The organism is uncultured Phascolarctobacterium sp., assembly GCF_934190775.1.
GTDB lineage: Bacteria > Bacillota > Negativicutes > Acidaminococcales > Acidaminococcaceae > Phascolarctobacterium_A.
The window spans coordinates 23,168-42,000 of sequence record NZ_CAKPTG010000012.1 but is presented as its reverse complement, the minus strand read 5'-3'; the positions used below and the strand labels follow the sequence as shown (position 1 = coordinate 42,000).

At 40.8% G+C, this 18,833-nt stretch carries 13 protein-coding genes; 12 read left to right on the top strand and 1 reads right to left on the bottom strand.

Annotated elements, in window-relative coordinates; all coding sequences use genetic code 11:
• Nucleotides 1–56 precede the first annotated feature (56 nt).
• The 8 genes from Q0G26_RS07665 (at nucleotide 57) to Q0G26_RS07630 (ending at nucleotide 8,994) form a co-directional block, all read left to right on the top strand.
• Complete coding sequence (locus Q0G26_RS07665) at nucleotides 57–1,280, top strand: ATP-binding protein (RefSeq protein ID WP_293829594.1); 1,224 nt, start codon at nucleotides 57–59, stop codon at nucleotides 1,278–1,280.
• A 191-nt stretch (nucleotides 1,281–1,471) separates the two neighbouring features.
• Nucleotides 1,472–1,660 carry a hypothetical protein gene (locus tag Q0G26_RS07660; protein ID WP_293829592.1) on the top strand — a complete coding sequence of 63 codons (189 nt, stop codon included), beginning with the start codon at nucleotides 1,472–1,474 and terminating at the stop codon, nucleotides 1,658–1,660.
• A 257-nt stretch (nucleotides 1,661–1,917) separates the two neighbouring features.
• On the top strand, nucleotides 1,918–3,924 hold the full coding sequence (locus Q0G26_RS07655) for a TonB-dependent receptor (RefSeq protein WP_293829590.1): 2,007 nt from the start codon (nucleotides 1,918–1,920) through the stop codon (nucleotides 3,922–3,924).
• A gap of 100 nt (nucleotides 3,925–4,024) precedes the next feature.
• Entirely contained in the window at nucleotides 4,025–4,279 is a 255-nt protein-coding gene (locus Q0G26_RS07650; protein ID WP_293829587.1) for a hypothetical protein, read from the top strand.
• Entirely contained in the window at nucleotides 4,276–4,827 is a 552-nt protein-coding gene (locus Q0G26_RS07645; protein ID WP_210684351.1) for a hypothetical protein, read from the top strand. Before Q0G26_RS07650 ends, Q0G26_RS07645 begins: the two co-directional genes overlap by 4 nt.
• Before the next feature lie 321 nt (nucleotides 4,828–5,148).
• The gene (locus Q0G26_RS07640) at nucleotides 5,149–6,336 is read left to right on the top strand and encodes an ATP-binding protein (protein WP_293829585.1); all 1,188 of its coding nucleotides are present in this window, start codon (nucleotides 5,149–5,151) and stop codon (nucleotides 6,334–6,336) included.
• A 624-nt stretch (nucleotides 6,337–6,960) separates the two neighbouring features.
• Entirely contained in the window at nucleotides 6,961–8,424 is a 1,464-nt protein-coding gene (trpE, locus tag Q0G26_RS07635) for an anthranilate synthase component I (RefSeq protein WP_293829583.1), read from the top strand.
• 3 nt (nucleotides 8,425–8,427) lie between these two features.
• On the top strand, nucleotides 8,428–8,994 hold the full coding sequence (locus tag Q0G26_RS07630; protein ID WP_293829581.1) for an aminodeoxychorismate/anthranilate synthase component II: 567 nt from the start codon (nucleotides 8,428–8,430) through the stop codon (nucleotides 8,992–8,994).
• Between the two features lie 435 nt (nucleotides 8,995–9,429).
• On the opposite strand, the gene Q0G26_RS07625 is transcribed toward Q0G26_RS07630, so the two are convergent.
• Nucleotides 9,430–9,630, bottom strand: coding sequence for a helix-turn-helix transcriptional regulator (locus Q0G26_RS07625; RefSeq protein ID WP_044484102.1), 201 nt, complete (start codon nucleotides 9,628–9,630; stop codon nucleotides 9,430–9,432).
• 222 nt (nucleotides 9,631–9,852) lie between these two features.
• On the opposite strand from Q0G26_RS07625, the gene Q0G26_RS07620 reads away from it, so the two are divergent.
• From Q0G26_RS07620 to Q0G26_RS07605, 4 genes are read left to right on the top strand one after another with little or no spacing between them, the layout of a single operon-like run.
• On the top strand, nucleotides 9,853–13,089 hold the full coding sequence (locus Q0G26_RS07620; protein ID WP_293829579.1) for a helicase-related protein: 3,237 nt from the start codon (nucleotides 9,853–9,855) through the stop codon (nucleotides 13,087–13,089).
• A complete protein-coding gene (locus tag Q0G26_RS07615) occupies nucleotides 13,089–13,700 on the top strand; it encodes a DUF4391 domain-containing protein (RefSeq protein WP_293829577.1) in 612 nt (203 codons plus the stop codon). Before Q0G26_RS07620 ends, Q0G26_RS07615 begins: the two co-directional genes overlap by 1 nt.
• Nucleotides 13,701–13,702: 2 nt before the next feature.
• Nucleotides 13,703–15,577 carry a site-specific DNA-methyltransferase gene (locus Q0G26_RS07610; RefSeq protein ID WP_366517758.1) on the top strand — a complete coding sequence of 625 codons (1,875 nt, stop codon included), beginning with the start codon at nucleotides 13,703–13,705 and terminating at the stop codon, nucleotides 15,575–15,577.
• Nucleotides 15,577–18,744, top strand: coding sequence for a DEAD/DEAH box helicase family protein (locus tag Q0G26_RS07605; protein WP_293829573.1), 3,168 nt, complete (start codon nucleotides 15,577–15,579; stop codon nucleotides 18,742–18,744). Before Q0G26_RS07610 ends, Q0G26_RS07605 begins: the two co-directional genes overlap by 1 nt.
• The last annotated feature ends 89 nt before the right edge of the window (nucleotides 18,745–18,833 follow it).

Below are 18,833 nucleotides of genomic sequence, written 5' to 3'. Positions count from 1 at the left end.
TAGAAAAAAACGGCTAATATATTATTAAAAAATAAATTAGTCGAAAGGAGCACCTTATGTATATTCATCGTCACTTGGAAAGCATACTTGAAAAAGCTTCAAAAATGTTTGGTGCAGTTTTGGTAACAGGTCCGCGTCAGGTTGGTAAAACAACCTTGCTACGCAGGTTCGCCAATAGTGCTAATTACATAAGCTTAGATGATCCCATGCAGCTTCTTGCTGCTGTTGAGCAGCCGGCTACTTTTTTTAAAGATAATACTCCACCGGTTTTTGTGGATGAAATCCAGTATGCGCCTAATCTGTTTCCTTATATTAAAATGCAGGTAGATGAACAGAACGGCAAAGGGATGTTTTACCTTTCCGGGTCGCAACAGTTTAAACTGATGAAGAATGTGGGCGAATCGCTTGCCGGCCGCTTAGGCATTCTTAATCTTTTGGGGCTTTCGTTGCGTGAGTATCAGCAGATTAAATTTAATGATGCATTTTTGCCAGTTGAAGAGTATTTTACTGCACGCAAAAAGGAACTAAAGCCTATAACCTATGAAGATTTATGGAAAGTAATTCATAGGGGCAGCATGCCGGATTTATTGCTTAATGAGGATTATGACTGGCAGATTTTCTACGCTTCTTATGTAAAAACTTATATTGAACGTGATGTGCGTGAATTGACACAGGTTGGTGATGAAGTGAAATTCATTACGTTCATGATTGCTGTAGCAAGTATTACCGGCCAGTTGCTTAATATTTCGTCACTTGCCAAGAATGTGGGAATTAGTGTATCAACCGCCGAACGCTGGCTATCTATTCTTGTTACTTGCAATATAGTGTATTTGTTGCGTCCATATGCGAATAATGTGTTAAAAAGGGTGGTCAAAACGCCGAAGCTTTATTTCATGGATACTGGTTTGGCAGCCTATCTGACGAAATGGACTACTGCTGATGTGCTGAAAAACGGAGCCATGGCAGGAGCGTTTTTTGAAACGTTTGTCATTGCTGAAATAGTTAAGAGTTATTACAATAAGGGAATAGCAGAGCCGCCTTTATATTTTTATAGAGATAAGGAGCAAAAGGAAATAGATTTACTTATCGAATGTAATGGAGTGCTCCATCCTTTGGAAATGAAAAAACATGCTGATCCTAAAGCAGCAGACATCAAAGCCTTTTCTGTGCTGGATTCTATCCCTGGAGTGAAGCGTGGCAGTGGCGGTGTTATTTGCACGTATGATAGAATAGCTGCGTTGAAAGATAATGATAAGGTTATCCCGATTTCGTATCTGTAATTTTTGCAGGCGTATGGTTTTATGGCGGCGCGTTTGCGCTGCCTTTTTCGTCCACAAGCGGAGCTATTTAATACAAAAAGCACGATATAAGGATATTTGACTTTAATTTTTACGTTTGTTAAGATAATAAACGGATAGAGCTTGCTGAAAAAATTAGATACTTTAAAGAAGAGAAGGAGGGCTTGGATAAAATGGGCGATGTAATGGAGAAGCTTATAGCAAAACGTGAAAAAGAAGCTATGAGAAAAGCGCAAAAGGAAGCGCGCATCAGTTTAGCTAAAGAAATGCTTGCCAATAATGAAAGCATAGATAAGATTGTTAAGTACTCTAAGCTTTCGGTGAAAGAAGTACGTGCGTTGGCTGCTAAAATGAGCGCCTAGGGATACAATTTAATAAAAACATTGATCACCGCTATGATTGAAGACGAATCTGGCGGTGATTTTTTTATTTGTAAAAATTTTACGAAAAAAACTTGCCTATAAAGTAGCTATATGGTTTAAAATAAGATATAATATTATCTAGATGAGTTGATATACAGATATTTTTTGCCGATTGTAAAGCTTACTGCATATGACCATGAAAGACTGGATGTGCTGGGGCTTTTCAATAAATATTTTTGATAGGAGTATGAGTAAACATGAAGAGTAATTTTTCCAAGGGTTTATTGATGACAGCCCTCATTACCGGTAGTGTAATGTGGGGGGGCACAAACGTATTTGCTGAAGAGTTGCAGGAGTATACGCTGGATCCGATGCTGATTACAGCACAGAGAATGGAGAAGAAGGATTTAGATACGCCAGCAGCAGTAGATGTTATTCCTCGTGAGCAGATTGAAAAAACTGGTGGTGCTAGTGCTTTTGAAGTATTACGTCAATCCATTGGTTTGAGTGTAACAAGTCAAGGACCTAATGGTGTATCTTATGGTTCAATGACAGGTGATGCAACTATTAGAGGTGTTGATCGTGGTACTTTAGTACTGTTGGATGGTATGCCTTTAAATCAAGATGGTAAATATAATTTAGAAGATATTCCTACAGATATTATTGAAAAAGTTGAAATAGTACGTAGTGGTGGTTCTGTATTGTATGGTAGCGAAGCCAGCGGTGGCGTTATTAATATTATTACCCGTAAAAATGTCGGTAATAAAATAAAAGTTTCTGCTGGCGATATGGGCAGACAGAGCTATTCCTTAACTGTTGGTGAAGAAGGTTTTAGTGCTGTTGCTTATTTAGATAAACGTGGTAAAATTAATAGAACTTCTACAACTGCTAGTTCTGGTATGGAAAATATGAAGGTTCTTAAATATTATCGTTATGATGATGGTGAACGTAAAGGTATTCGCTGGAATTATAAAATAAATGATAATTTAACATTTACGCATGCGTATGGTGAAAATGAAAACAATGTATCTCAAATTCATCCTAATGCAGCAAAATATAATCATGGTGTATATCAAGAAAATAAATACAAAAATACTGATAATAGCTTCTTGTTAAATTTCAATGATTTAAATGGCTTGAAAATTTTAGCTTCTTATGGCACACAAGAAAAAAGTTATGATAAGAGTCAATGGAAATCAAATGGTAAATTGAGCTCTTCTGGTCTTTATAGTTGGCGTAAAGGTCATAATACTAACCTCGAAGTACAAAAATCGTTTGACATGGGTAACAATAAGCTTCTTGTTGGTGCATCTTACAAAAAAGAAGATATGGATATTTTCTCATCGAAAGAACTTAAAGATGGTAAAATAAGCTTAGGTAAAAATGCTAATTACAGTAGAGATATTTATTCTATTTATGCATCTTATAATTGGGTATTGAGTGATAGCGATACATTGGATATTAATGTTCGCGAAACATTTGCAAGAAATTGTGATGCCAAATATGAGAAAAAAGATGTAGCTAGTAAAAATTTAAATAAATTTACTCCTGAAATTCAATATATTAAAAAGTTGAATGATGACAGTTCTGTATATACTAAGGTAGGTAAATCTTTCCGTTTGCCGGAATTAACGAGAATTTATGGTAGCAGTGTAATTCTTTCAGCCAATGAATTAAAACCAGAGCAAGGAACTCACTACGAAATTGGTTATAAATTAAATAGTGGTAAAACGGCTTGGCGTGCTGCTTTGTATAAATATGATATTAAAGATTCTATAGAATCTACTGGTAGTGCGGCAAATGAAACTTTAAGATATTATAATGCCGATGTTAAGAGCTATGGTGTTGAATTGACCTGCGATATTCAACATGATGATTATTTTTCCAGTTCTTTCGGTATTGCAGTAAGCAATCCTAAACAAAAGGATAACAAAGGTAACTTCTATAAATATGGCGACAGATTACAATTAAATGCTGGTGTTAATTATAATAGAGATAAAGTAGCAGCTTCCTTGATGGCTAATTACTATGGAAAACGTTTGGATGACGATATTAAGAAGTATGCTGAGTATAAAGTTAAACCTGCCTTGTATACCGATTTCCATATGTCATATGCGCCAGAAAAAAATCAGAAGCTTTTCCTGCATGTGAATAATATTTTTGATAGAGAAGATTTAACTACCAATCAAGTTCCTAATCCCGATAGACTTGGATATATTTCTGTTGGCCGTAACTTCATGGTTGGCTACGAATACAGCTTCTAACCCTTAACCCCTACGGCGGCGCGCTTGCGCCGCCACTTTTATATAGCTTTTTCTAAACTTGCAAATATGCTATAATACGTATGAAAGGACGGTGTTTTATATGATTTATCCATATTTGACATTAAATGATGGAACTGAATACACGCATTCGGAAATGAAAGCCGATGGTACTGTTTTAGTATACGTGGAAACACCTGATGCAGAAGATGGATTTCACAGCCTTTTATGCGTTTTACCGAAATACGAAATCAAAGATGTAATTGGCTATACAAAAGAAGAGCAGGAGAAAATTTTAGCAAGAATCAAGAAAAATGCCCATTTGATAATTAAATATTCACAAAGAGGTGCAAAATGAAAAAGATAACGCTTTTAATCTGCCTCATGCTTTGCGGTCTTTTTGTTGTTGGCGGAGCAACTGCCAGCGCCGCAGGCAAGAAGCCCATGGATAAGGAAAAGGCAGTGAACGGTCTGCATGACAGCTTTCTCTTCGACAAGGAAGAGCTTGGCGAGCTTTTTGACAGCGGCATCAGCTACATGGAGCTGAAGAAGCTGTGCCTGCATGCCTACGCAGCGAAAAAGCCGGTGAAAGAGGTTGCGCAACTGCGCGATAAATACGTGTGGACGCGCGTTGATTACCTGCTGGGACTGACGCCGGAAAAGCTGGCGCGTGCTGAGCATGAGTATAAGGTTGACCGTATCCACCGTTTGTTTGGCCTGGATAAAAAGCTGGTAGACAAATATATGCGCATGGGCTATGCTTCGCATCAGGTGAAGCGTGCGATGTTCCTGGCACGCCACTGCGACAAGAGCGTAGAGGAGCTGCTGGCGATGAAGACACGTCAGCAAAAATGGGGTGATATCTGCGAGCAGCTGGGACTGCCGCGTGATGCGTGCATGAAATAAGAAGCTGTTAATTGAAGCCTTGGGGCGGTGCGAGTGCACCGCCTTTTTTGATGACGTATAAAATCAGTTGCGCAAATTCAATTTAAAAAAGTAGACATAGAGACTACCTTTTGGCATGTGAAAGAAAAAATAGCAGCTAAAGTTTTTCGTCTGTAGAAGAAAAAGTGCTTGAAAATCCAAAGTTTTTCGTTTAAAAAAGAAAAACTTCTGATTTTGGGTGAGTTTTTCTTGTAGAGGAGAAAAACTTGCGTAGTATTATGCTTTCTGTTATGATATAAAGGACAAAGAAATATAATGGAAGTTTAGGAGAGGAGGATTTGTATGATTGTACGTCAGGCATATTTGGAAAAACTAAAATTGATGCGAGATAAAAAGATTATCAAGGTTATTACAGGTGTGCGTCGTTCCGGTAAGTCGACACTGCTGGAAATGTATAGAGATTTTTTAGTGAGCATTGGTGTGCATCCTTCATGCTGCCAATATATAAATTTTGAAGATTTGCGTTGGGAAAGCCTTAAGGATTATCATGCTTTATATAATCATATCCTGGAAAACTTATCCCCTAATGAAAAAAATTACATATTCTTAGATGAAATCCAAATAGTTCCTGAGTTTCAAAAAGCTATCAACAGTTTGTTCTTACGTGATGATGTAGATATTTATATTACCGGCTCTAATGCATATTTGCTTTCAGGTGAATTATCTACATTGTTGTCCGGAAGGTATATTGAGCTGAGCATACTGCCGTTGTCGTTTAAGGAGTATTGGGAATTAGTCGGTGGAGATAAAAAGACAGCGTTCAATAAATATTATCTTAACGGTGGCTTTCCTTATGCTGCAACTATTGATAACAAAGAAATTCGCTTGGAATACTTTAGAGGTATATTCAACACTGTTTTACTCAAGGATATTGTTGAACGCAAGAGGATTTCAGACGTAAAGCTCTTAGAAGATGTAATACGATTTTTGTTTGATAATATAGGAAATATAGTTTCAACTAAAAAAATAGCTGATACCTTGAACAGTAATGGCAGAAGGACTACATCAGGGACTATTGATAACTATATTAAAGCGCTAAAAGACGCTTTTATTTTGTATGAAGCAAATCGCTATGATATCAAAGGCAAAGAGTTTTTGAAGTCACTGGAAAAATATTATATCGTTGATATAGGCTTGCGTAACCTTTTATTGGGAGAACGTACTCGCGATATCGGGCATATTCTTGAAAATATTGTTTATCTGGAGCTTTTGCGAAGAGGGTATCAGGTCAGCATAGGCAAATTAGATTTGCTCGAAGTAGACTTCATTGCTCAAAAAGAGGATAAGCGCATTTATTATCAGGTATCAGCAACGGTTTTAGATGAAAAAACATATGAGCGTGAGTTTGCTCCGCTTAAAAAGATTAATGACAGCTACCCGAAGTATGTGCTTACTCTTGATGAATTACCGATGGGTGAGAATGGGATTGAGCAAAAGAATATTATAGATTTTCTTTTGGAAGACAACTGAGTCAAGTAGTTATATTTCTTCCTGCATTCCAAAGTTTTTCGCCTGCAGAAGAAAAAGTACTTTAAATTCAAAAGTTTTTCACTTACAGAAGAAAAACTTCTAATTTCAGGTGAGTTTTTCTTGTAGAGGAGAAAAACTTGCGTAATCTAAACTTTATATTGCTTGCTGTTGCACTGAACTGCAAAACTGTAACCTGCTTTACATTATTTGCTATAAAATGAGCGGAAGTGCGCAATATGTAAAAATGTGTTGACTCTATCAAGGTAGAGTGTTACACTAGGCACAACTTCAAAAAAGACCACAAACCGTTGAGACGGAGATCAAGTCAGCAGATGCGCTTACAGAGAGTTCGGGCAGGTGGGAGCCGGATAGAGATGCAGGCTGATAAATGGACCGTTGAGGGTGCTGTCAAATCGCGCAGGCGAGAGTATTCAGCAACGTTACACCGGCGTTAAGGGTGAGGAATGTGTCAGCATTCTGCGAGAGAGCGCCGATGTACGGCGAAGCAAGGTGGTACCGCAGGTATAAGTATTTATAGCCTGTCCTTGATATTGCTCAAAGTGAGCAGTACGAGGACAGGCTTTTTTGTTGACACGGGTGAAAATAAGCAGATGAGGTGACAAAATGTTGAATTTATCTTTGGAGCAGGTCATGCAGTATGCAAAGGACTACAAGGCTGTGCCGGTAGCGAAGGAATGCCTGGCGGATATGCTGACGCCGCTGGCATTTTTGGACAATGTAAGACGCAGCAGCCGCAATTACTTCCTTTTGGAGAGCATTGAGGGCGGTGAGCACTGGGCGCGTTATTCCTTTGTAGGCTATGATCCTGTGCTGCGTTTGAAAATCACCGACGGCAACGCAGAAATCATCAGCGGCGCTGCCGTGAAGTATCAGGAAAGCGATCCCTTGGGCTGCATCCGCCATATTCTGGAGGAATACAAGGCGCCGCAGATTGAAGGTCTGCCTAATTTTACCGGCGGTCTTGTCGGCACCTTTGGCTTTGATTTCATGCGCTACTGCGAGCCTGATATGCATGTGAATAAAGAACGCAAGGCGGAATTTGCCGATATCGATTTGATGCTGTTTGATAAGCTGATTGCCTTTGATCATCTCAAGCAGAAGATTTTCCTGATTGTGAATGTCAAAACGGATAATGCTGCCATCAACTACGCCAAGGCGGAACGCGAAATCGCGGCGATGGAGAAAATGCTGCTGCAGCCGGTGCTGCCGAAGAAGCCGGTGAAGGCGAAGCTGGGCGAGTTCACCAGTAACCAGAGCCGTGAGCAGTATAATAAAAATGTGCTCCGTTGCAAGGAATATATCAAAAACGGTGATGCCTTTCAGATTGTTTACGCGCAAAGGTTCAGCGCTACGTACGACCAGAGTCTCTTCAGTGCATACCGCTACCTGCGTACGACGAACCCATCGCAATACATGGTGTTCCTGCATAATGACGATGTGGAGATTGCCGGCAGCTCGCCGGAAACGTTGGTGAAGGTGGTTGGCAAAAAGGTCATCAGCATGCCTATTGCCGGCACACGCCGTCGTGGCAGGACGAGTGAGGAGGACCTGGCGCTGGAGCAGGAGCTTTTGGCAGACGCCAAGGAGATTGCGGAGCATAATATGCTGGTGGATTTGGGGCGCAACGATGTGGGACGTGTCTGCGACTTTGGCAGCGTTAAGGTGAGTGATTACAAGGCGATTAAACGCTTTTCGCATGTTATGCATATCACGAGCAAGGTTACAGGCCAGTTGAGCGCCGATAAGGACGCACTGGACGCGTTGCGGGCAGTGTTCCCGGCAGGTACGCTGAGCGGAGCGCCGAAGATTCGCGCCTGCGAGATTATCGACGAGCTGGAGCCGGAGCGTCGCGGTATTTACGGCGGTGGCATGGGTTATCTTGATTTTGGCGGTAACATGGATATCTGCATTACAATCCGCACCATGGTCAAGAAGAACGACAGAGTTTATATTCAGGCCGGTGGCGGTATTGTAGCGGATTCCGTAGTGGATAACGAATTTCAGGAGACTGTGAATAAGGCGGGCGCCTGCATGACAGCACTGCGCATGACGGCAGAGGAGGAGTAAGCAATGATTTTGATTATAGATAACTACGATAGCTTTACTTTTAATCTGTATCAGCTGATTGGCGAAATCAATCCGGATATCAAGGTTGTGCGTAATGATAAGCTGACGATTGAGGATATCAGAGCTATGCAGCCGGATCATATCATCATTTCGCCGGGACCTGGCAATCCCAAGCAGGCCGGTATTTGTCTGGAGGTGATTCGCCAGCTGGCAGGTGAGTTCCCGATTTTGGGTGTTTGCCTGGGGCATCAGGCTATTGGCGAAGCCTTTGGCGGCAACGTGGTGCATGCGCCGGAGATTGTGCATGGCAAGGCGGATAAGGTGTATTTGGCGGCAACAAGCCCCATTTTTAAAGATATGCCGGATTGCTTTGAGGCGGCGCGCTATCATTCGCTGATTGTGGAGCCGGAGAGCCTGCCGGAATGCCTGGAGGTTACGGCGAAAACGGCGAAGGATGAGATTATGGCGCTGCAGCATAAAACGCTGCCGGTGTATGGAGTGCAGTTCCATCCGGAATCGATTATGACGCCGCAGGGACGGACGATTTTGAAGAACTTTTTGAGCCTGTGAGCTTTGACGCAGGGCGTGACGTTGTACGTGCGCTCTGCGTTTTCTATTACGAGAAAAGTGCACTAGGTGAAAAATCTCGTAATAGGATGCGTGATGAAGCGGTAAATTGGGGGAATGCTATTACGGGAAACGGGAGAAAGTGCCAAAATCTCGTAATAGGATGCGTGATGAAGCGGTAAAGGGGGGATTCTATTAAGGGAAAAGGGAGAAAATGCATAAATTTCGTAATAGAAAGTAGTGTTAATACAGCAAAAAAGCAATTCTATTACGAGAAAAGGGAAAAAGTGCATAAAACTCGTAATAGAAAGTAGCGTTGATACAGCAAAAAGTTAATTCTATTACGAGAAAAGGGAAAAAGTGCCCAAATCTCGTAATAGAATCCATCGTTATAATAAAAATAAGGATTCACTTCCGATTTGCTTGCGAAGTGAATCCTTATTTTTTGTTTGTTAAGCCTAAAATGTAATCCGTGGATGTGTTATGAAATTTAGCTAAGGCAATGAGTATATCTGTCGGTATATCCCGCTCGCCTTTTTCATAGTTGCTGTAGACTCTTTGCGAACAGTTAAGGATTTCAGCCATTTGTGTTTGCGTCATATCCTTGTCCTCGCGTAAGTCGCGAATGCGCTGATACATTGTTATCACCCAATAACATTATAAAAAGAGATAGCAGTCTAACTTGCTATTTAGCGCAAATTGCGCTAAAATCAGAATAGAAAAGTATTAGCTTGCTAATACTTCAGGCAAAACACACTCAATGTGTGCTTTTGCTTGACTGGGGGGACAACAGTGTATCATTATAATGAGTTATTGACAAATTTTCGATATATAAACAATTAACGGAGCTGACTTGGGAAAATGAAGTTTATTAATAATGTTAATGAAACATTAAGAGATGATATGGCTGCAGAAATGCAAAAAGGCAGTAAGCTGTCTATCGCTGCTGCCTATTTTTCTATCTATGCGTTTGAAGCTTTGCGCAAAGAGCTGAGTAATATCGACGAATTACGCTTTATTTTTACTGATCCTACATTTATCCAGAAGGAGAACAGCAAAAAGGAGAAGCGTGAGTTTTATATTCCCAAATTAAATAGAGAGCGTGGCATTTATGGTACAGAATTTGAAGTGAAGCTGCGCAACGAACTGAATCAGAAGGCTATAGCCAGGGAATGTGCCGCATGGGTTAAGAATAAGGCTGTTTTTAAATCCAATGTAGGCAATAAGGATATTACGGATAAGTTTATTTTGCTGGATGACAAGGCTTATTTTCCCGTTAACGGCTTTACAACAGTTGATTTAGGCTGCGAACAGGGCAACAATATGGGAACTAACATTGCGAAGGTAGCAAGCCCCATGCCGCTGACGCTGATAGAGCAGTTTGAAAAGCTTTGGCAGAATAATGAAGAGTTAAAGGACGTAACCAACAATGTTATAAGCAGTATAAGCTCGGCTTATAATGAGAATGCGCCTGAGTTTATTTATTTCGTGACGCTGTATAATATTTTCCATGAATTTCTTACGGATATCAGTGAGGATGAGCTGCCGAATGAGCGTACAGGCTTTAAAAACAGCAAAATCTGGAGCATGCTCTTTAATTTTCAACGTGATGCTGCGTTAGGCATTATTAATAAGCTGGAAAAATATAATGGCTGTATTTTAGCTGACAGTGTTGGTTTAGGCAAAACCTTTACTGCATTAGCCGTTATCAAATATTATGAAGGACGCAACAAGAATGTACTTGTATTATGTCCGAAAAAGCTGGCAGACAACTGGAATACGTATCGCGCTAACTATAAAAACAATCCTATTGCCAGTGATAGGCTGCGTTATGATGTTTTATATCATTCTGACCTGCTGCGCAAGCGTGGTTATAGCGGTGAGATTGATTTGAGCAGGATAAATTGGAGCAACTATGACCTTGTAATTATTGATGAATCGCATAATTTCCGTAATGGCGGTGCCTTTGATGGCGAAGATAAAGAGAATCGCTATACGGTGCTAATGAACAAGGTTATTCGTGAGGGCGTGCAGACAAAGGTGTTGATGCTTTCTGCTACTCCCGTTAATAATCGCTTTAATGATTTAAAAAATCAGCTGCAATTAGCCTATGAAGGAGATAGTAGCAAAATTAACGATAAGCTGAATACGAAAAGCTCAATTGACGATATTTTCCGCAATGCGCAGGCAGCATACAACCATTGGTCAAAGCTGCTGCCGGAAGAGCGTACCTTGCAGAAGCTGTTGGAGCATCTGAGCTATGACTTCTTTACGCTTTTGGATTCTGTGACGATTGCGCGCTCGCGTAAGCATATTACCAAATATTACGATACCAAGGATATAGGCAACTTCCCGGAGCGCAAAATGCCGTTGTCTTTCCGTCCTGCGTTGGTTACGGATGGCTCGGTAAATTACAGTGAGGTTTTTGCCAAGCTGGATGAGCTGGAGCTTTCGGTGTACACGCCTACGGAGTTTATCTTAAGCAGCCGTCAGCAAAAGTACGCAGCACTTTTTGATGATAACAAGGTTAATACCGGTTTTACGCAGACGAACCGTGAGCGCGGTATTCGCCGCTTAATGGCGATAAACATTCTGAAGCGTATGGAAAGCTCGGTGTATTCCTTCAGGCTGACAGTTGCAAGAGTGCGGGCAAGTATTGCAGCGGTTTTGGATAAAATCTATCGCTATACGCAGCATAGGCTCGCAAATGCACAGATTGAAACAGGTGCGGATATAGACAGCACTGATTTCGATATGGAAGAGGAAATTTTCAACGTAGGCAAAAAGGTGCCTATTTCGTTGGCTGATATGGATATTGTCAGCTGGGGCAACAGCCTGCAGCGTGACAAGGAGCGCTTGGATGAGCTGTTGGCACTGGTGCAGGGGATAACACCTGAGCAGGATAATAAGCTGCATGAGCTGTTTAAGCTTATCGACAATAAAATTCAGCATCCTCTGAATGCAGGCAATAAGAAAATTATCATCTTTACAGCTTTCGCCGATACAGCGCAGTATCTCTATGAGCATGTAAGTGCTTATGCCAAAGAAAAATTCGGCTTAAACACAGCTATGATTACCGGTACGGTTGATGGCAGGTCTACAATTCCTAAATTGAGATGCGATTTCAACACTGTGCTGACCTGTTTTGCGCCTTTGGCGAAGGATAAAGCACTGTTGTTCCCGGAAGATACGAACGAGATAGATATTCTGATTGCGACAGATTGTATTTCCGAAGGCCAGAACCTGCAGGATTGCGATTATCTGGTAAACTATGATATTCACTGGAATCCGGTGCGTATTATTCAGCGCTTCGGGCGTATTGACCGTATCGGCAGCAAGAATGCTTATATTCAACTGGTTAACTTTTGGCCTGATGTTGACTTAGATGAGTACATAGATTTGAAAAGTCGCGTTGAAAGCCGTATGAAGGCGGTGGATTTGACGGCGACGGCAGATGACAACCTGCTGAGCAATAATGAAAAGCTGGATTTGCAATATCGCAAGCAACAGCTGAAGCAACTGCAAAAAGAGGTTGTTGATATTGAAGATATGGGTACAGGTATTTCCATCATGGATTTAGGCTTGAATGAATTCCGCCTGGATTTACTGGAATATATTAAGACGCATGGCGAGCTGGATAAAACACCCTTTGGCCTGCATGCCGTTGTGCCTGCGAGTGAGGAATGTCCTCCGGGTGTAATTTACGTGCTGAAAAACTGCACGGATAACATAAATATAGACAGAAAAAATCTTCTGCATCCGTTTTACGCCGTATATATTGGCGAAGATGGCGAAATTATCTGCAACCATCTGGCGCCGAAAAAGCTGTTGGACAAGCTGCGCTTTACCTGCCGTGGCAAGGATAAGCCTTTGACAGACGTGTGCAGCGATTTCAACAAGGCGACGAACGACGGCAGAAGTATGGGTATTTATTCCCAGCTTTTGGAGGATGCTATTGCTTCCATAATCAACGTGAAGGACGCTGACGATGTGGATAGCTTCCTGAGCGGTGAAGAAATCAGCTTCTTTGACAATAGTATTAAAGGACTGGACGATTTTGAACTGATTTGCTTCCTCGTTGTGCGAGGTGAGCAGTAATGTTAGGTTTACCGCAGACTACAGAAGTAAAAAAGATTATTCCGAAACGTGCCTTATACAGCAAGTTTGAAATGAATACAACGGAGCAGAAGGAGTTTGACGCAGCCATCAGGCAGATGACCATCGTCAACGAAATTTCCTTACGTACAATTCCTGCCTTGCAGAAGCAGGAGCAGGAAAAAGCCGTTTTTGTTTTGGCGGTACAGCTGAAGCAAGAGGGCTGTGCGGAAAGGCTTTTACAAAAGCTGTGTAGGCTGATTGACCAACGCTTGCTGTTGGCGCTTTGCTATGAGGACAAGCTGCAGCTGGCACTGTATTTCGATAACAGAATATTGCTCAATGAATTTATGCCTGTGGCTGAGCAAAAGGTGAATTTGCAAGGCACAAGCTTGAACGATATTTGGGAGCACTTAGCTCTGCAAGTGGCAAATTTAACGCCACTTGCAGGGCTTACACCTGCTTCCGTGATTGCCGACGCCGGCAGGCGGACTGAAACAGAAGCACAGATAGCAGCGCTGACGAAGAAAATGTTTGCGGAAAAGCAGGCACGCAAAAAACTGACCTTGCGTGAAGCAATAAACAAGCTGAAAAAGGAACTGGAGGAATTATAATGATGGAACATCTCAACATGCAATCTATGGATAAGGTTGCAGCAAACGTAGCGAAGATAAGGGAGCTATTCCCTAATTGCGTTACCGAAAGAATCAATAGTGAAGGCAAGCTGGAGCATGCCATTGATTTTGATATGCTGAAACAGGAGCTTAGTGACCATGTTGTAGATGGTTTGCAGGAACGCTATCAGTTTACCTGGCCGGACAAGCGTAAAGCAATTTTGGCTGCCAATGCGCCGATTAACAAAACCTTGCGCCCTTGCAGAGAAGAAAGCGTGGATTTTGACAATACTGAAAACCTTTACATTGAAGGCGACAATCTGGAAGTGCTGAAGCTGCTGCAGGAAACTTACTTAGGCAAGGTGAAGATGATTTATATCGATCCGCCTTATAATACAGGTAATGACTTTGTCTATAATGATAATTTTAAGCAAAGCACAGAGGAATATATTGAAAATAGCGGTCAACTTGACGAAGATGGCAATCGTATGGTAACGAATACGGAAAGCAATGGTCGTTTTCATACCGATTGGCTGAATATGATGTATCCAAGGTTGAAGCTGGCAAAGGATTTGCTGAGTGATGATGGAGTTGTTTTTATCAGTATTGATGATAATGAAGTAGAAAATTTGAGAAAGATTTGTGATGAGATTTTTGGAGAGAATAATTTTTTAGCACAAGTTATTTGGGAACGTGCTTTTTCACCTAAAAATGATGCTAAATTTTTCTCGGTAAGTCATGATTATGTTTTGATTTATGCTAGAAGTATTGAAGTTTTTTCAATAGGATTACTTCCGCGTTCAGCAGAGTCAGACGCGAGATATAAAAATCCTGATAATGATCAGCATGGTCCTTGGACATCTGATAACATGACAGTAAAATCGTATAGTGCTAACTATGATTATCCAATAAGAACTCCGAATGGAACAATATATTATCCGCCTGCAGGAAGATGTTGGTTTACAAGCAAAGAACGTATGCAAAAATTAATAGAAAATGGGGCCGTTTGGTTTGGTAATAATGGCGGTAATATGCCAAGAATAAAAAGATATCTTTCCGATGTTCAACAGGGGATGACTCCGATAACCATTTGGAAATATTTAGATGTTGGACATAATCAAGAAGCTAGACAAGAATTAAAGAAGCTATTTGATGAAAAAGCATATTTTGATGGGCCTAAACCTATTAGATTATTAAATCGTATTTTGACTATAGCTAATGTGAAAAAAGATGATTTCATACTCGACTTCTTCTCTGGTTCTGGTACAACCGCTCATGCAGTCATGCAGCTTAACGCCGAAGATGGCGGTAAGCGTAAGTTCATCATGGTGCAATTACAAGAAGAATGCGCTGAAAACAGTGAAGCGTATAAGGCCGGTTATAAAAACATCTGTGAAATTGGCAAAGAGCGCATCCGCCGTGCCGGTCAAAAAATCAAAGAAGAAAATCCGTTGACAACGCAGAATTTGGACATCGGCTTCCGTGTTTTGAAATGCGACAGCAGCAATATGGAGGACGTGTACTTCACGCCGAAGGATTACATGGATAAACAGCAGAGCCTGTTTGTTGACAATATCAAAAAAGACCGCAGTGATGAGGACTTGCTGTTTGATGCTATGCTGAAGCTGGATACGCCGCTTTCCAGCAAAATCGAAAAGATAAATATTGCCGGCAAAACTGTCTACAATGTGGCGCAAGGTCATTTAATGGCATGCTTTGATAAGGATGTTACGGATGAGGTTATTACTGCCATTGCCAAAGAAATGCCAAGCTATTTTGTTATGCGTGACAGCTCGCAGGCTGATGACAGCGTAGCGATTAACTTTGAGCAGATATTCAACACCTATAGTCCGCAAACAGTAAGGAGGGTACTGTAATGAAGTTTAGTTTTAAAATTCAACAGTACCAGACGGATGCCGTCAATGCAGTGGTGGATGTGTTCAAGGGACAGGTGCGTCCTGCGCAGGATAACAGCTATTTTTTTGATCCGGGCAGACTTGTGCCGGTGAAAACCAAAAAAGCAAAGAATACCAATGGTTACAATTTGTTTCAGCAGGAGCTTGATGAACAGGAAGCCAAGCAGGATATAATACTCGGTTATGCCAACGCGCCTATCAAATTGGAAAAAGTGCAGCTTCTGGAGAATATCAAGTTCATTCAGGGCAATAATAATATAAATCCGTCTAAGGAGCTTATAGAAGGTCAGGGAAAGTGCAGTCTTGATATTGAAATGGAAACAGGTACAGGCAAAACCTATGTCTATATCAAGACCATGTTTGAACTGAATAAGCAATATGGCTGGAACAAGTTTATTATTATCGTCCCTTCTGTCGCAATCCGTGAAGGCGTCAAGAAAAGCCTGGAAACTATGGAAGAGCATTTCATGAGCCAGTATGGCAAGAAAGCGCGCTATTTCATTTATGACAGCAAAAACCTGACGAAGATTGATGATTTTGCCAAAAGCAACGAAATCAACGTAATGATTATTAATAATCAAGCCTTTGCTAAATCCTTGAATAAGGAGAAGAATAAGGAAGGCCGTGGCGGTGATAAGGGTGCATTGATTATTTACAGTGAACGTGATGAATTCGGTTCACGCAAGCCTATTGATGTTATTGCCAAAACTAATCCGATTTTGATTATCGATGAGCCACAGAAGTTGGCAGGCAATGTTACGCAAAAAGTAATGAAGCGCTTTAATCCGCTTTTCAGCATTAATTATTCCGCTACGCATAAGGATAAACATAATATGGTTTATGTTCTTGATGCACTTGATGCTTATAATCAGAAGCTGGTCAAGAAAATCGAAGTAAAAGGCCTGGAAATGAAGAATCTGAAGGGCATAGACAGCTACCTTTATTGCGAAGAAATTGAAACTTCTCCTACACAACAACCAAGAGTGCGTCTGGAATTTGAAGTGCAACAGGCAAATAGCATTAAACGCGTAAGAAAACTTTTGGGTAAGCGTGACAGTCTGTATGAATTATCCAATGGCATGAAGCAGTATGAAGGCTATGTAATCAACGACATAGATCCTCGCGGTAAGGGTACAGTAACTTTTACAAACGGTGAAGTATTGCATTGTGCGGATGTTGTCGGCGATGTGACGGAATTATACAAACGCCGTCTGCAGATACGCGAAACGCTGCTTTCACACTTTGAAAAGGAAAAAGAGCTTTACGCACAAGGTATTAAGACGCTGAGCTTGTTTTTCATTGATAAAGTAGAAAACTATCGTAAATATAATGAAGATGGTACACAAGAGCTTGGCGAGTACGGTAAAATTTTTGAAGAAGAATATATGCGTATTTTCAACAGCAAATCTACCGAGCTTTTTAAAGATGATCCTTATGTACAATACCTGAATAGAGTAGCTGCGGATGTGCATGATGTGCATACCGGTTATTTCAGTATCGATAAAAAAGGGCATAGCGTTGACAGTAAGTGCGAACGTGGCAAGGATACCTCTAACGATGAATCCGCGTATGATTTGATTATGAAGAATAAGGAAGCCTTATTGAGCTTTGATAATCCGGTACGCTTTATATTCTCTCACTCAGCATTGCGTGAAGCCTGGGACAATCCGAATATTTTTCAGATTTGTACACTGAAAGCGTCTAACAGTGATGTCAATAAACGTCAGGAAGTGGGCCGTGGCATGCGACTTTGCGTCAATCAGCAAGGTGAGCGTATGGATTTGTTGACCTGCAGAGAAGCCATGGTACATAAAATAAACCAACTGACAGTTGTTGCCAGTGAAAGCTATGCTGATTTTGTCGGAAGTCTGCAAGATGATATGAAGGCAGCATTGTATAAGCGTCCTACGCATGCATCTATTGACTATTTTGCTGACAGAACAGTAAAAGTCGATGGTAAGCAATATAAAATTGAAAGAGAACAAGCCGGTACTATTATGCTTTACTTAGGTGTAAACGGCTATGCTGATTATGATGGCAAAATCACTGAAAAATATAAGGCTGATAAAGAAGCAAATGATTTTGCGCCTTTGCCACCGCAATTAGAGGAGCTTGCACCGGCAATACATAAACTGATACAGGGAATTTTTGATGAAGAAGTTCTTAAAATGATGGTTGCTGATGCTAAGGAAACAAAGGTTAAAGCTAATCCGTTAAATGCAAACTTTGATAAAGCAGAATTCCAGGCTTTGTGGAATCGCATAAATCATAAATATGCTTATAAAGTTAATTTTAGCAGTGATGAGTTAATTAAGAAGGCTTCGGATGCCATCAATAGTGAGCTGGTAGTAACCAAAATTCAGTATAGGCTTGTAGTAGGTTCACAGAACGAGAATTTACAGGAGCATGAAATTGATAGCAAAACCGGCTTTACTACAACTCGTACAAAAACCGATACTATGCAAAATACATATGATAGCGGGTTAAAGTACGATTTACTGCATGAAATTGCTTCGAGAACTACGCTTACACGTCGCACTGTAGCAAAAATACTGCAGAACATTTGGGAATCTAAGTACCGTATGTTTGCAGAGAATCCGCTTGACTTTATTAACAAGGTATCAAGTATTATCAATGTCCAAAAATCTGCTTTAATAGTAGACCATGTAACTTATAATACGACCAATGAAACATTTGATACTGATATTTTTACTGCTGAATATACTCGTGGCAATTTCGCTAAAGCATATCGTGCAAAACATGCTATTCAAGATTATGTTTTTACGGATGGCACTGCAGAAAAAAGTGTGGAACGTAAATTTGTAGAGGAACTTGATACAGCAGATGAGGTTGTTGTTTATGCTAAGCTGCCGCGAGGATTTCATATTCCTACGCCGGTTGGAAAATATTCGCCTGACTGGGCAATTGCTTTTAAGAAGGGTGTAGTAAAGCATGTATTTTTTGTGGCAGAAACAAAGGGTACTTTGCAAAGTATGGAGCTGCGAGCTATTGAAAAAGCTAAAATAAACTGTGCTGAAAAGCTTTTTGAAAAGCTTTCCAATGGCGAAGTGCATTACGGTCAGGTAAAGGATTACAAGAGCCTGATGGATATTGTACTGGATAGATAAAGTCACAACTGAATATGAAATGATTCGCACTGATAGTTTACTTGTGCCTATGCGTACACTCTTTTTGTAAAATCTTTACACTTGCTGCT

Coding starts and splice junctions, on each gene's coding strand:
- Q0G26_RS07625 (WP_044484102.1), bottom strand. CDS start 9,630: ATGTATCAGCGCATTCGCGACTTACGCGAGGACAAGGATATGACGCAA.
- trpE (WP_293829583.1), top strand. CDS start 6,961: ATGTTGAATTTATCTTTGGAGCAGGTCATGCAGTATGCAAAGGACTAC.
- Q0G26_RS07665 (WP_293829594.1), top strand. CDS start 57: ATGTATATTCATCGTCACTTGGAAAGCATACTTGAAAAAGCTTCAAAA.
- Q0G26_RS07605 (WP_293829573.1), top strand. CDS start 15,577: ATGAAGTTTAGTTTTAAAATTCAACAGTACCAGACGGATGCCGTCAAT.
- Q0G26_RS07655 (WP_293829590.1), top strand. CDS start 1,918: ATGAAGAGTAATTTTTCCAAGGGTTTATTGATGACAGCCCTCATTACC.
- Q0G26_RS07620 (WP_293829579.1), top strand. CDS start 9,853: ATGAAGTTTATTAATAATGTTAATGAAACATTAAGAGATGATATGGCT.
- Q0G26_RS07610 (WP_366517758.1), top strand. CDS start 13,703: ATGGAACATCTCAACATGCAATCTATGGATAAGGTTGCAGCAAACGTA.
- Q0G26_RS07645 (WP_210684351.1), top strand. CDS start 4,276: ATGAAAAAGATAACGCTTTTAATCTGCCTCATGCTTTGCGGTCTTTTT.
- Q0G26_RS07650 (WP_293829587.1), top strand. CDS start 4,025: ATGATTTATCCATATTTGACATTAAATGATGGAACTGAATACACGCAT.
- Q0G26_RS07660 (WP_293829592.1), top strand. CDS start 1,472: ATGGGCGATGTAATGGAGAAGCTTATAGCAAAACGTGAAAAAGAAGCT.
- Q0G26_RS07630 (WP_293829581.1), top strand. CDS start 8,428: ATGATTTTGATTATAGATAACTACGATAGCTTTACTTTTAATCTGTAT.
- Q0G26_RS07615 (WP_293829577.1), top strand. CDS start 13,089: ATGTTAGGTTTACCGCAGACTACAGAAGTAAAAAAGATTATTCCGAAA.
- Q0G26_RS07640 (WP_293829585.1), top strand. CDS start 5,149: ATGATTGTACGTCAGGCATATTTGGAAAAACTAAAATTGATGCGAGAT.